Origin of the sequence: Pseudomonas sp. C1C7, assembly GCF_013359595.1 — a bacterium.
Taxonomy (GTDB): Bacteria; Pseudomonadota; Gammaproteobacteria; order Pseudomonadales; family Pseudomonadaceae; genus Aquipseudomonas.
Genome location: NZ_JABFMP010000016.1, coordinates 63,788 through 76,922, shown reverse-complemented (window position 1 = coordinate 76,922; position 13,135 = coordinate 63,788). Strand labels below are relative to the sequence as shown.

General features: G+C 61.9%; 10 protein-coding genes. 3 read left to right on the top strand and 7 right to left on the bottom strand.

Annotation, left to right across the window (positions count from 1 at the left end; translation table 11 throughout):
* Window positions 1-66: 66 nt before the first annotated feature.
* The 3 genes from ehuC (at window position 67) to ehuA (ending at window position 2,254) form a co-directional block, all read left to right on the top strand.
* Window positions 67-726, top strand: a complete 660-nt coding sequence (ehuC, locus tag HNO86_RS15270; protein WP_175377773.1) for an ectoine/hydroxyectoine ABC transporter permease subunit EhuC — start codon at window positions 67-69, stop codon at window positions 724-726.
* Window positions 723-1,379 carry an ectoine/hydroxyectoine ABC transporter permease subunit EhuD gene (gene ehuD / locus HNO86_RS15265; RefSeq protein ID WP_175377772.1) on the top strand — a complete coding sequence of 219 codons (657 nt, stop codon included), beginning with the start codon at window positions 723-725 and terminating at the stop codon, window positions 1,377-1,379. The genes ehuC and ehuD overlap by 4 nt, the downstream gene beginning before the upstream one ends.
* A gap of 80 nt (window positions 1,380-1,459) precedes the next feature.
* Window positions 1,460-2,254 (top strand): ectoine/hydroxyectoine ABC transporter ATP-binding protein EhuA, encoded by a 795-nt coding sequence (gene ehuA, locus HNO86_RS15260; protein ID WP_175377821.1) that lies wholly within the window; start codon window positions 1,460-1,462, stop codon window positions 2,252-2,254.
* A gap of 108 nt (window positions 2,255-2,362) precedes the next feature.
* Here ehuA and HNO86_RS15255 read toward each other — a convergent pair whose 3' ends face one another.
* The 7 genes from HNO86_RS15255 to HNO86_RS15225 form a co-directional block, all read right to left on the bottom strand.
* Window positions 2,363-3,091, bottom strand: a complete 729-nt coding sequence (locus HNO86_RS15255) for an OmpA family protein (protein WP_175377771.1) — start codon at window positions 3,089-3,091, stop codon at window positions 2,363-2,365.
* Window positions 3,092-3,191: 100 nt separating this feature from the next.
* Window positions 3,192-3,833 (bottom strand): MBL fold metallo-hydrolase, encoded by a 642-nt coding sequence (locus HNO86_RS15250; protein WP_175377770.1) that lies wholly within the window; start codon window positions 3,831-3,833, stop codon window positions 3,192-3,194.
* Window positions 3,834-3,918: 85 nt separating this feature from the next.
* Window positions 3,919-6,657, bottom strand: a complete 2,739-nt coding sequence (locus HNO86_RS15245) for a LuxR C-terminal-related transcriptional regulator (protein WP_175377769.1) — start codon at window positions 6,655-6,657, stop codon at window positions 3,919-3,921.
* Window positions 6,658-6,959: 302 nt separating this feature from the next.
* Entirely contained in the window at window positions 6,960-8,324 is a 1,365-nt protein-coding gene (locus tag HNO86_RS15240; protein ID WP_175377768.1) for a DUF1329 domain-containing protein, read from the bottom strand.
* Window positions 8,325-8,350: 26 nt separating this feature from the next.
* Window positions 8,351-10,237, bottom strand: a complete 1,887-nt coding sequence (locus HNO86_RS15235) for a DUF1302 domain-containing protein (RefSeq protein ID WP_175377767.1) — start codon at window positions 10,235-10,237, stop codon at window positions 8,351-8,353.
* 339 nt (window positions 10,238-10,576) lie between these two features.
* Entirely contained in the window at window positions 10,577-12,259 is a 1,683-nt protein-coding gene (locus HNO86_RS15230) for a fatty acid--CoA ligase (protein WP_175377766.1), read from the bottom strand.
* Between the two features lie 180 nt (window positions 12,260-12,439).
* Complete coding sequence (locus HNO86_RS15225) at window positions 12,440-13,069, bottom strand: LysE family translocator (RefSeq protein WP_175377765.1); 630 nt, start codon at window positions 13,067-13,069, stop codon at window positions 12,440-12,442.
* Window positions 13,070-13,135 lie beyond the last annotated feature (66 nt).

Sequence of the window (13,135 nt, the reverse complement as noted above, 5' to 3'; positions counted from 1 at the left end):
GCATGGCGCTGCGGCGCGATGCCTATTTCTGCTTAATCGGGATGTTGAAACGCGCAGGTAAAAAATATGGGTGAGTTACTTCCGCTGTTGATACAAGGCGCCTGGGTCACGATCCAGGTGACCTTCTTCGGTTCGCTGCTGGCGATCGTCGCGGCCATTCTCGCGGCCCTCGGGCGCATGTCGCCGTGGCGGCTGGTGAGCTGGTTCTCGGTCACCTACATCGAAGTGTTTCGCGGCACGTCGTTGCTGGTGCAACTGTTCTGGCTGTTTTTCGTGCTGCCGCTGCCGCCGTTCAATCTGGAACTGAGCCCCTACAGCGTGGCGATTGTCGGCCTCGGCCTGCACATCGGCGCTTACGGTGCGGAGGTGATGCGCGGTGCGATCGGCTCCGTGGCCAAGGGTCAGTATGAAGCGGCGACCGCGCTGAACTTCAGCGCCTACAAGCGTTTTCGCCGGATCATTCTGCCCCAGGCGCTGCTGGCGGCGATTGCGCCCGGCACCAACCTGCTGATCGAGCTTTTGAAAAACACCTCGCTGGTGTCGCTGATTACCTTGTCCGACCTGAGCTTCCGCGCTCGGCAGCTGGATCAGGCCACCTTCCAGACCCTGGAAATTTTCACCCTGGCGCTGGTGATGTATTTCATCCTCGCCCAGGCGATCAACCTCGGCATGCGCGGCATTGAACGTCGCCTGGCACGCGGCCGGATGCGTGGAGGTCTGTCATGAATCTGTTCGACTGGACGTATGCCTGGCAGATCCTCCCCGATCTGTTGCGCGCCTCGCTCAATACCGTGGGCATTACCCTGATCGGCTTCCTGATCGCCATCGTGCTGGGGCTGTTTCTCGCCATCGGCCGGCGCAGCCGCCTGCACTGGCTGTCGTGGCCGATCGCCGGGACGATCGAGTTCATCCGCAGCACGCCGCTGCTGATCCAGGTGTATTTCCTCTACTACGTGCTGCCCAACTACGGGGTGAGCATGTCCGCCATGCAGGTGGGGATCATCGGGATCGGCGTGCATTACGCCTGCTACATCGCCGAGGTCTATCGCGGCGGGCTGGACGCGGTGCCACGGGCGCAATGGGAGGCCGTCACCGCGCTGAACATCGCGCCGTACAGCGCCTACCGCAACATCATCCTGCCCCAGGCCCTGCGGCCGATCCTGCCGCCGCTGGGCAACTACCTGGTGGCAATGCTCAAGGACACGCCGGTGCTGTCGGCCATTACCGTGGTGGAAATCATGCAGCAGGCCAAGAACATCGGCTCGGAGAATTTCCGCTACCTGGAACCGATCACCATGGTCGGCCTGTTTTTCCTCGCCCTGAGCATCGCCCTGGCTTATCTGGTACGGCGCCTCGAACTGCGCCTGGAGCTACGCTAATGACTTCTCCACTCTCGACTTCCCACGACCTTTCCCGGCGCGGCAACCTGACACCGCTGCATCCGCAGGAGGCCACGGCCATGCAACAACCGAAGGCGGTCAAGCCGATCGTCAGCTTCCAGGACGTCACCAAGAGTTATGGCAACTTCACGGTGCTCGATCACTTGAACCTGGATGTCACGCCGGGGGAGAAAGTCGCGATCATCGGCCCCAGCGGCTCGGGCAAATCCACGCTGTTGCGGGTGCTGATGACCCTGGAAGGCATCGATGACGGGGTGATCCGCATCGAAGACGATCTTTTGACCCACATGCCCAATCGTAACGGCGTGCTGGTGCCCGCCAACGACCGGCATATCCGCCGGGTCCGCGGCAAGATCGGCATGGTGTTCCAGAGCTTCAACCTGTTCCCGCACATGACCGCGTTGCAGAATGTGATCGAAGCGCCGGTGCAGGTGCTGGGCATGAAGCCGGCCGAGGCCCGCGAGCGGGCGGCGGAATTGCTGGAGCTGGTGGGCCTGGGCAGCAAGATGGGGCACTACCCTTCGCAGTTGTCCGGTGGGCAGCAGCAACGGGTGGCGATTGCCCGGGCGTTGGCGATGCGGCCGAAGGTCATGCTGTTCGACGAAGTGACCTCGGCGCTCGATCCTGAGTTGTGCGGTGAAGTGCTCAACGTGATCCGCAAGCTCGGCGCCGAACACAACCTGACGATGCTGATGGTCACGCACCAGATGGGCTTCGCCCGGGAGTTCGCTGATCGGGTGTGCTTCTTCTACAAGGGGCAGATCCACGAACAGGGCACACCGGCACAGATCTTCGAGCATCCGCAGCAGGAGCGCACTTGTGCGTTTCTGAGTGCGGTGAAAGAGGCCAATTAAGCGGTTGGCCGATCTGGCCCTATCGCGAGCAGGCTCGCGATAGGGCCGGGAAGGTTCATGCAAAAAAATGCCCGATCATCGAATCGGGCATTTTTCATTGGGCGGGTGTTACGGGTACTGCTGGACGGTGCCCTGCTGCTGGGCGCCGTACTCTTGGCCCGGGATGGCCTTGAGGTTGACCTCTACGCGGCGGTTCTGGGCGCGGCCGTTGACGTCGCCGTTGCTGGCAACCGGGTTGTCCGGGCCTGCGCCACGGGAGCTCAGGTTGGTGCCGCTCACGCCCTGGGAAGTCAGGTAGGTGGCGACGCTCTGGGCGCGGCGCTGGGACAGGTCCATGTTGTGCTGGCGGCTGCCGGTGCTGTCGGTGTATCCGACGATTTCGATCTGGTTCTGGTTAAACTCTTTGAGCGAGCCGGCCAGGTTGTTCAGCGGCTGGTAGAAGCTTGGCGCAATGTTCGCCGAGTCGGTGGCGAAGGTGATGTTACCCGGCATGATCAGCTTGATCTGATCGCCCTGGCGCTGCACTTCAACCCCGGTGTTGGCCATGCTGGCGCGCAGTTTCTTTTCCTGCTGGTCGGCGTAGTAGCCGTAACCGGCAGCGGACGCACCCACTACCGCTGCGCCGATCAGCGCGCCCTTGCCACGGTTGTTGTGGTCGATCGCGGCACCGGCCAGGGCACCGGCCAGAGCGCCCAGGCCGCCGTACTTGGCGGTCTTGCTCATGCCTTGGGAGCCGCCGTCGGCCTGCCCCTGATTGTCGTATGGGTTGGGCGATGCACAACCGGACAGGATCGCCACGGCAGTAGCAGCAATAATCAGACGACTTTTGGTGAACATGAAGGTGCTCCTGGTTTTTCATTCTGTGGTGCAGGGGACGTAAACATCACCTTGCGGGCGTTGGATCATTTCGCCGGGTGAAAATTCCGCTTGTTACAAATCAGGCCCGAACGAACGGGTTCTCGCGCATTTCATCCCCCAGACGCGTGTCTGGACCATGCCCCGCCACCACGGTCGCTTCCTCGTCGAGGGTGTACAGGCGCTGCTTGATCGAACGCACGATCGTCGCCTGGTCACCACCCCACAAATCCGTGCGCCCGACGCCACGACGGAACAGCGTGTCGCCGGCAATCAGCAGTTTAGCCTCCGAAAACCAGAAGCTCATGGAACCCGGGGTATGACCCGGCGTGTGCAGGGCAACACCACAGCCGCAGGCCAGCTCTTCATCGTCTGCCAGCCAGCGGTCCGGCGACGGCACCGGCGTGTAGGGCACGCCGAACATCTGGCATTGCATCTCCAGGTTGTCCCAGAGGAACTGGTCTTCCTTGTGCAGATGCAGGGTCGCGCCGGTTTTCTCCTTCAACTGGCCGGACGCCAGGAAGTGATCGAGGTGCGCATGGGTGTGGATGATGCTGACCAGTTTCAGGCCCAGCGCTTCGAGTCGGGCAAGGATCAGCTCATGATTGCCGCCCGGATCCACGACGATGGCCTTTTTCGTGACCGGATCGCCGATGATCGTGCAGTTGCACTGCAACGGACCGACAGGAAAGGTTTCGCGAATGAGAGAGGGTTGCTGAGACATCGGGGCCTGCTCGATAAACGGGACGGGCGATTTTCGCACACTTGAGTATCGAGGGATTCAGCGGGCGATGTAACGTGAAGATTCCTTAACCCAGGACGCCCAGCTCCTTCGCTCGCGCCACCGCCTGTGTGCGCCGCTCGACGCCCAACTTGCTGTTGATATGGCTGGCGTGGGTCTTGACCGTGTGCAGGGAAATGAACAACTGGTCGCTGATTTCCTGGTTCGAGCAGCCCTGGGCGATCAGGCGCAGAACGGCCATCTCCCGGGTACTCAGTTGCTCGGACACCGGTGCGGCCTCCAGCGCCGGGCGTCCGGCCTGCGCCGGAAGCTTTTCCACCAGATCCTGGGAAACAGTGGTCATTGCGCCACCCAACAGCTGCCCGCGAAGCCAGTCGGGATGCTCCGCCATCAGCTTGTCGAACGGTTGCAGAATGCCGCCGGCCGCGGCGTCCAGCGCTTGAGCCAGGGCCTTGCGAGCCTCGGGTTCGCGCCCGGTGCCGAGCAGCAGCGAGACTTTTTGCGTCAACGCCATCACGCTGAGCATCTGCCGACCGGTTTGCTGACCGTTCTCGTGCAGCGAATTCAAGCGCCCCTCGGCCAGCATTGGCTGACCCTGGATCATTTCCAGCAAGGCCTGCTGCAATTCGATGTGCAGCGGCAATTGCGGGTGGAATTCCGGCGGTGCCGCCGGGTGTTCGCCGTTATAGGTCTGCCCCAGTCGCGCCAGCCAGGCTTCGGCCAGATCGATACGACCCTGGGCCAGCCACAACTCGCATTTGACCAGGGTGATCATCGCCAGGTAGTAAATCGGCGGCACGTCCCAGATATGCATCAGCCGCTCGGCTTCGGCCAGTTCGGCGAAAGCCTTGGCGAACTCGCCGCTGTTGCCTTCGAGCCGGGCGATCACGCAATGGCCGATCAGCACGCTGATATCGCGACAGGCCCGTGCTTCGTTCAAGCCGACCTGCAGACGCTGACGCGCGGCATGCGGTTGTTGACGCAGCGCCAGCAGGAAACCTTCGTACAGCGTCAACCGTGCGCGAACAGCGTACAGGCGCTGCGGTGACAGCCCTTTCAAGCGCTGCAAACCCTGCCGGACCTCCTCCATGGCGCGCAGGATTTCCCCCCGCGCCTGAAGCACACGGGCGCGATCGTAATGGGTCAGCGCTTCGAACAACGGGTTGCCGACCCGCTGCGCCAGCTCCAGGGAATCACGGTTCAACTTGCGCGCACGCCACAGGTCGCCATCGGCAATCGCCAGGTTGGACAACGTGGACAGGCACATCAGGCGCTGGCCGTAACGCTTGGCGGGCAGGCTTTCCAGCGCTTCGCTGCAATAGCGCAACGTCAGCTCACGGTTGCCACGACCCCGGGCAATGATCCCGCTCAAGGCCAGCCATTGCGCCAGCATCGACTTTTGCGCGGTGGCCGATGGTGCCGGGAGGAAACGGCTCAGGTGCGCGGCCAGTTCCTCGGCGGCATCCAGCTGGCAAGCCAGGCCTAATGCCCAACTGTAAAGCACGATCAGCCGTGGCGTGCTGATCAGCAGGCTGTCGGGCAAGTCCATTTTCCAGCGCAGCAACATGCCGACATTCTGCTCGGCCAGCAGTTGCTCTTCCGACAGGTTTTGCACCAGGTTCGCCGCGACATCCAGGTGCCCGGCGCGCAATGCCTGCTCCACGGCTTCGTCGAGCAGGCCCTGGGCATTGAACCAGCGACAGGCGCGCAAATGCAGGCTGGCAGCCGGCACCATCGACTGGGCGGCAGGCCGCGAGCGCAGCAGGTCGGAAAACAGGTGGTGATAGCGATACCAGTGACCGTGTTCGTCCAGCGGCACCAGAAACACCTGGTGAGCCGCCAGGAAGCGCAGGATTTCGGCGCTGTCATGGGCATCGCGAACCGCGTCGCACAGTTCGCTGCAGAAACGTTCCTGGGGCGCGGTGTCGTAGAGGAAAGCCTGCACTTCGGCAGGCAGGCAATCGATGACTTCTTCAAGCAGGTAATCGCGGATCAACCCTTCGCCGCCATGCAGCGTCTGGGGCAGCTCGCCCTGGGTGCCGGCTTCCGACGCCGCCAGCAGCCAGAAACGCAGGCCGGCGACCCAGCCTTCACTGCGCTGGATCAACTTCTCCAGCGCTTCGCCGCGCAGCGAACTGCTGTGACGAGCGAGCAGGCTAAGGGCTTCGTCGTGGGTCAGGCGCAGGTCCTGCTCGTGCAGCTCCAGCAACTGCCGCGACAGGCGCAGGCGCGCCAGATGCCAGTCGGGACGCTGACGGCTGGTGACCATGACCAGCAGGCCATCGGGAAGGTGATTGAGGAAGAATTGCAGGCAACGGTCGAGTACCGGACCCTGGGCCAGATGATAGTCATCGAGCACCAGCAGCAAGGGCGTCGCCGTCGACAGGTGCACGGCCAGTTCGTCGAGCAGCCCGTCCAGCCATTCCTCGAAGGCGAAAGGTTGATGCCGCTGGCGCATTTTCAGCAGCCCCAGGGACTGCCTGCCCAGTTGCGGGTAATAGTCCTGCAGGCCTTCGAGCAGTCGCTCGAGAAAACGTCCGGGATCACTGTCCCGCGGGCTCAACCCCAGCCACAGACTTTGCCAGTGCCCCGGCAGCGCCTGGCAGAACTCCACCGCCAATGAACTCTTGCCGAACCCCGCCGGTGCGCTGACCAGCAGCAACCGCCCCTCCAGCCCCGCGCTCAGACGCTCGCAAAGCCGCGGACGCAGCACATGGCCGTCGGGCAATGGCGGCCTGTAGAAGCGCCCGTCCAACGCAGCGACAGCAACGCTTGCAGGACCTGGTGGTGGAGACAGATCAGTCATGGCCGGCTCTTGTGGAATTGCGGGTGGCGGCGTTGCAGATGTCCGCAGACTAGCGGTAAACGATGAGGGAATGAAGATAATTGCTACAAATGGCTACAAAAAGACTACAGGACATTCCGAACGCCCTTCTTCCCGCAGGAGCCGAGCTTGCTCGCAATGCACCCGAGAGCGCCACGGGGTGTCAGGCAGCCAGCGTCATCGTTGACGACCGCCTCCTGCAGGAGTCAGGTAGCGGCCGCAAAAAAAAACGCCCCGAACCAGTCGGGGCGTTTGAAGGGAAGGAGCTTCGATTTGATTGACGCTTAGCGGATACCGTCCTGACGCAGGGCGTTCGGGGTGAAGTCCGAAGTGGTCGCAGTGAAGCCGAAGTCATACGCCTGCTTCTCTTCGTTCTTCATGCCCAGCGCCAGATAGCGACCCGATTGCAGGTCGTACAGCGCTTCGAGGGTGTACCACGGCACCTGGACGTTGTAGTAGTCCTGGGCATGGGCTTCCGCCACGCGCCAGAGCTGGTTGCGACCGTCGTAGTGATCGATCACCGCCGCTTGCCAGGTGTCTTCGTCGATGTAGAAGTCACGCTTGGCGTAGATGTGGCGCTGGCCTTCCTTCAGGGTCGCCACGATGTGCCAGACGCGGCGCAGCTCGTAGCGAGCCAGGTCCTGGTTGATGTGGCCGGCCCTCAGGATGTCGGCGTACTTGAGCTTCGGATCGTCGAGCTTGTAGCTGTCGGACGCGATGTACATCTCTTTCTTGCCTTCCAGCTTCCAGTCGTAGCGATCCGGCGCACCGTTGAACATGTCCAGGTTGTCGGAGGTACGCAGGCCGTCGGCGGCGGTACCCGGGCCGTCATAGGACACTTGCGGCGCACGACGCACGCGGCGCTGACCGGCGTTGTAGACCCACGCCGAACGTGGTTCCTTCACCTGGTCGAGGGTCTCGTGAACCAGCAGAACGCCACCGGCCAGACGTGCCGGCGCGGTCACTTTCTGCTTGAAGTAGAACAGGATGTTGCCAGGGTTCTTCGGATCGTAATCCTTCATCCGGTCACGGAACACGAACTGGTCCTGGAAGTACACCAGGCTGTAGGAGCCGTTCGGCTGCGGCGTGGCCTGGGTCACCAGACGGGTCACGCTGCCACCGCGATAGCGGGTGATGTGGTTCCAGATCACTTCCACGCCGCTTTTCGGAATCGGGAACGGCACGGCGGTTTCAAAGTTTTCCAGACCGTTGCCGCCGGACACCAGCGTGGTGTTGGTGGCGTTTTTCTTGATGGCGGCGAACACTTCATCCGGCACGGTGGCGCCGCGATGAGATGGATAGACCGGCATCTTGTAGGTTTCCGGGTAGCGCTTGAACATCGCCACCTGGCCTGGCGCAAGCTTGTCCTTGTACTGGTCGACGTTCTGCGCCGTGATGGTGAACAGCGGCTTTTCGCTGGCGTACGGATCGGACAGGAAGCCCTTGCTGTCGACGGTGCCGGCATTCTTCGGCAGCGGTTTCCAGGCCGGGATCGAACCGTCGGCGTTGCCCGCCATTTCGGCGCCCATCGGGGTCAGGCTCTTGCCCAGTTTGTCCGCTTCGGCCGCCGGGACCGCAGCCATCACGCTGGTCGCCAGCAGCGACAGTCCCAGAACACCGGCGTGGAACAGACTCTTGGTCATTTTCATGTGTGTAGTCGTCCTGAAAAGAGTGCTTAGAAGTTCACGCCGAAGCTGAGCGCAACGAAGTCGCGGTCATCCACGGTGGTGTACTTGCCGTCGAAGAAGTTGGTGTAGGCCAGGCTCGCGGTGTAGGTGTTCTGGTATTCGGCGTCGACACCCAGGCTGACCGCTTTGCGACCTTCCTCGAAGTTGCCGCCAGGACCTGGGGAGTAACCTTCCACGTCGTGGGACCAGGCCACGTTCGGCTTGAGGTTCACACCGGCGAACACGTCGTTGTATTCCCAGATTGCACGAGCGCGGTAACCCCACGAGGTTGCAGTGGTGAAGCCTTCGTCGTTGCAATTGCGGCTGACGTTGTTGGTCGGCGTGCCCGGGCCTGCACCGTTGATGGTGCTGGTGTTGAGGGCGATACAGGTGTTCTGGCCGCCAGTGGCTGGCAACTCGCCTGGACCGTAGACCGGGTCACGGCCGTAACGCACGTCGGAGGTGCTTTCCAGGCCGCCGACGTGGGTCACGCCCACTTCGCCCACCAGGGTCAGACGGCTGGCGCCCATGACCTGATCGAAGAAGTGCGTCAGGGTGGTCTGGAACTGGGTGATTTCCTTGCGGCGGTAGCCGTGCAGGTCCTGACCCGGTACGCCGTTGAGCAGCGAAGCGTTGGTCAGCGCACCGCCCAGGGGACGGACACCGGCGAACAGAATGTCGGTGGTGTTGAGCTGTACCGGCGCGTTCGGACGGTAGCTGAGTTCACCGCTCCACGCCGTACCGGTAGGCAGGGTGGTGGAGAAGCTCAGGCCGTACAGGCGGATGTCTTCCGGATACTCGATGAAGTAGCTGGAGTTACCCGCGATGATCAGCGGCGCCAATGGGCGCAGGGCTGCCGGCAGGCCGCCGACGCGAGCGAAGGTCGCGGCGGATGCACCGGTGGCGCTGAAGATCGGCGCACGGCTGTGGTAGTTCATGAAGTAGGCACCGAACTCGGTGTCCAGCGGATCGAACATGTACTTGAGGGACGCACCCCATTGGCCGCTGTCCCGCGCATCGCGGTCCGGACCACGGCGTACCAGCACACCTTCGCTGTTGGCATCGACGCCCAGTGCGGTCAGGGTCGGCAGTGCTGCGGCCGGAATCGTCGAGCGGCTGTTCAGCACGCGCAGGTTGTTGGTGCAACCGTCGGCGACGATGTCAGGCTGGGAGAAGAAGGTGCCGCAGTTGTCGACGACGGTCTGGTCCCATTCGATCTGGTAGAAGGCGTCGGCCGACAGGTTGTCGGTCAGGCTCTGGGACACGTAGAACATGTTGACCGGGATCAGGCCTTCCTTGATCTCGGCGCCAGGACGGCGGAACGCGGACACGTCGATCGGGTTGATCGAGTTGATGCCGCCGCCGATGAAGGTACTTTCACCCCAGCTCACCACCTGCTTGCCCAGACGTACGGAGCCCGGCTGCTCGGCAATGGCGTAGTTGTGGTAGACGAAGGCATCGAGGATCTGACCGCCGGCGGACTTGGCGCCTTCCTTGCGGTTGCTGTCGCTGATGTCCTTGAACGGACGGCTTTCGTCTTTGAGTTCGAAGTCGTACCAGTATTTGCCACGGACGAAGGCGCCGGTGTCACCGTACTTCAATTCGAGGTCGTGGATGCCCTTGAAGATCTTCGAGAAGGTCTTGCCGCTCTCGAAGTTCAAGTGACCGTCATCGGAGGTCTGGGACAGGCCTTTGCCGCCGTTGTTGACGCCGATGAGGTTCTTGTTGGCGCTTTCAGTAGACCAACTGGCCCCGATGGACAGGGACGAGTCGAATTGACCTTCAATTTCTCCGATGTTGAAACTGACGCCGAATGCGGGTCCGGCGAGCGTAGAGGCAAGGCTGACAGCCAGGGGCAACTTGGCCCGGCGCCAGAACTGGTTTACTGATGTCATCGACGCTACTCCATGTGCATTTTATTTTTATGGCAGTGAGCACTTTTAAAAACGCTCTGGATGACAGGGAGCCAAGGCTTCCCAAAGTCCTTCCAAAGTTGCATCGCCCCGACTTGTGCGTTTGCCCCGTTCTTAAAAATCCTTGAGCGGACTATAGCCAGCAGGTAGTAGTGCTTGATCCCTCTAAAGTGTGATTTGCACCTGCCAGGCACTCTGGAACAGTCCTTTGCCAGGCCGACGACCGTCGGCACGGCAAGGATGGCTGAAATTTCGGATTTGACAAGCCAAGCGCTTGCTTGGTGGGGCTGGCGCGCCCTTTCGGGCACGCCAAAGGAGGGATTAAAGCGTCGAAAGGAAGGTGCTGTTGGTGGCCTGCCATTCGGTGATGTCGAGGCGGATTTTCTTCTTGTCGAGCTTGCCGACACTGGTCTTGGGAATTTCAGTAACAAGGGCTATCTGACTCGGGATCGCCCACTTGCTCAGGTGCCCCAGCTCCACGAATGGCTTGAGGTGTTCCTTGAGTTCCCTGGCCCCGACCACATGGCCTTCACGCAGCACCAGCAAGGCAAACGGGCGCTCGCCCCACTGCGGATCGGCAATCCCCACCACTGCTACTTCGCGTACCGCCACATGGCGACTGATCAGGTCTTCGAGGTCCAGGGAGGAGATCCATTCGCCCCCGGTCTTGATCACGTCCTTGATCCGGTCGCGAATGTCGATCACGCCCATGCTGTCCAGGGTGGCGACGTCACCGGTGTGCAGCCAGCCGCCGGCCCAGAGCTCGGCACCTTTCTGCGGTTCATTGAAATAACCCTCGGTGAGCCACGGCGCACGCAACACCAGCTCGCCCTGGGTCTCGCCGTCGGCGGGGAGGAAATTGCCGTCGCAGTCGACAATCGCCGCTTCCACCAATGGCCCCGGCACACCGGCCTTGATCCGGTAGGTGGTGCGCTCGTCTTCGGTGCCGGCCATCAATTCGTCATTGAGGTGCGCGCAGGATACCAGCGGCCCGGTTTCCGACATGCCGTAGGCGGCGGTCAATTGAATGCCCTTGGCCTTGGCCGCCTCGTACAGCGCACGATTGAGCGCGCTGCCGCCAATGACGATTTTCCAGCCGCCGAAATCGACGTTCTGCGCCGCCTTCGCGTTGAGGACCATTTGCAGGATAGTCGGCACGCAGTGAGAAAAGGTGACCTTTTCCTTGCGCCACAGCTCCACCAGGAACTCCGGATCGTAGCGGCCCGGATACACCTGCTTGAGCCCGAGCATCGTCGCCACGTACGGCAGGCCCCAGGCATGCACGTGGAACATCGGGGTGATCGGCATGTACACGTCATTGGTGCCCAACAGACGCACGCTGTCGATGGCGCCCATGATGGTCGACACGCCCATGGTGTGCAGGACCAGTTGCCGGTGTGTGAAGTACACGCCCTTGGGATTGCCGGTGGTACCGGTGGTGTAGAAGGTGGTCGCGACCGAGTTTTCGTCGAAGTCCTGGAAGTCGTACTGCGGGCTGGCCGCGGCCAGCAGTTGCTCGTACTCGCCGATCAGGTTCGGCAGGTCGGCGGTCTTTTCCGGCTGGTCGGTCAGCAGCAAGGTTTTCTCGACGGTAGTCAGGTGCCCGGCGATCGCGTTGTACAAGCCCACGAATTCGCTGTTGACCAGCACGTAGCGGTCCTCGGCGTGATTCATGGTGTACAGGATCTGCTCCGGCGACAGGCGCACGTTGATGGTGTGGATCACCGCGCCGATCATCGGAATGGCGAACATGCATTCCAGATAGCGATGGCTGTCCCAATCCATGACGGCGACGGTGTCACCGGGTTTGACCCCGGCGGCCGTCAGCACATTGGCCAGGCGCGCGACACGCTCGATCAGGGTCGGATAGCTGTAGCGCAACTGATCGCGATAAACGATTTCCCGGGTTTTCTCGTAACGAGCTCCGGACATCAGCAACCGCTTGATCAGCAGTGGATACTGGTAAGCGCCTTCGGCTGGGGGGATAACGCGAGTCTGCAACATGAGAACCCCTTTTTCTGACTGCACGGTCGTGGCTGAAAGTAAGCACTCTAGTGCGCCTTTTCGCCGGCCAAATCAGCCAAAGGAATGATTTGCAGAGCCGCACAAATGCTAGCTTTGAGCCATCACCCAGGGTTTATAACGGCCCCTGTAGGAGCAAGCTCGCTCCTACAGGGGGGGTGCTTAATGCATCTCGGTAAACGCAAGCTTCACGCCGATGGCGATCAACACCGCGCCCATGGTGCGGTCGAACCAGTGCCCCATGCGGGCGAAGCCGGCGCGTACGCGCTGCTGGCTGAACAGCATCGCCACCAGGCAGAACCAGGTCGCCGTCGCGGCCGCCAGGTAGATCCCGTAACCGGCTTGAACCGACAGCGGGGTGTGCGGGTTGATCACCACGGTGAACAGCGACAGGAAGAACAGCGTGGCCTTCGGATTGAGGCCGTTGGTCACGAAGCCCGAGGTGAACGCGCCACGGGCTGTGCGCTCCCCTGCTTCCTTATGCAGATCGTCCGCCACGGTCTTGGCCGGTTGCGCACGCAGCGCCTTGAAGCCGATGTACAGCAGGTAGGCCGCCGCCGCCCATTTCAGCGCATTGAACAGCACAATCGACTGGGACACGATCAGGCCGATACCCAGCAGCGAATAGCCCACATGCAGGAAAATCGCCGTGCCGACGCCCAGCGCCGTCCAGGTGCCGGCACGACGCCCGTGGGTCACGCTCTCGCGTACTACCACGGCGAAGTCCGGGCCCGGGCTGGCCACCGCCAGCAGGTGGATCAGGGCAACGGTCAAGAACTCGGTCCAGTACATGAGGACTCCTTTTAGCTAAGCGTAACTGTTTGTTTCATCTGTTAGGCTCGGCAGATTACGCCTTCA

Bases quoted from the DNA above. Each gene is read 5' to 3' on its own strand.
- ehuC (WP_175377773.1), top strand. From the start codon at position 67: ATGGGTGAGTTACTTCCGCTGTTGATACAAGGCGCCTGGGTCACGATC.
- ehuD (WP_175377772.1), top strand. From the start codon at position 723: ATGAATCTGTTCGACTGGACGTATGCCTGGCAGATCCTCCCCGATCTG.
- ehuA (WP_175377821.1), top strand. From the start codon at position 1,460: ATGCAACAACCGAAGGCGGTCAAGCCGATCGTCAGCTTCCAGGACGTC.
- HNO86_RS15255 (WP_175377771.1), bottom strand. From the start codon at position 3,091: ATGTTCACCAAAAGTCGTCTGATTATTGCTGCTACTGCCGTGGCGATC.
- HNO86_RS15250 (WP_175377770.1), bottom strand. From the start codon at position 3,833: ATGTCTCAGCAACCCTCTCTCATTCGCGAAACCTTTCCTGTCGGTCCG.
- HNO86_RS15245 (WP_175377769.1), bottom strand. From the start codon at position 6,657: ATGACTGATCTGTCTCCACCACCAGGTCCTGCAAGCGTTGCTGTCGCT.
- HNO86_RS15240 (WP_175377768.1), bottom strand. From the start codon at position 8,324: ATGAAAATGACCAAGAGTCTGTTCCACGCCGGTGTTCTGGGACTGTCG.
- HNO86_RS15235 (WP_175377767.1), bottom strand. From the start codon at position 10,237: ATGACATCAGTAAACCAGTTCTGGCGCCGGGCCAAGTTGCCCCTGGCT.
- HNO86_RS15230 (WP_175377766.1), bottom strand. From the start codon at position 12,259: ATGTTGCAGACTCGCGTTATCCCCCCAGCCGAAGGCGCTTACCAGTAT.
- HNO86_RS15225 (WP_175377765.1), bottom strand. From the start codon at position 13,069: ATGTACTGGACCGAGTTCTTGACCGTTGCCCTGATCCACCTGCTGGCG.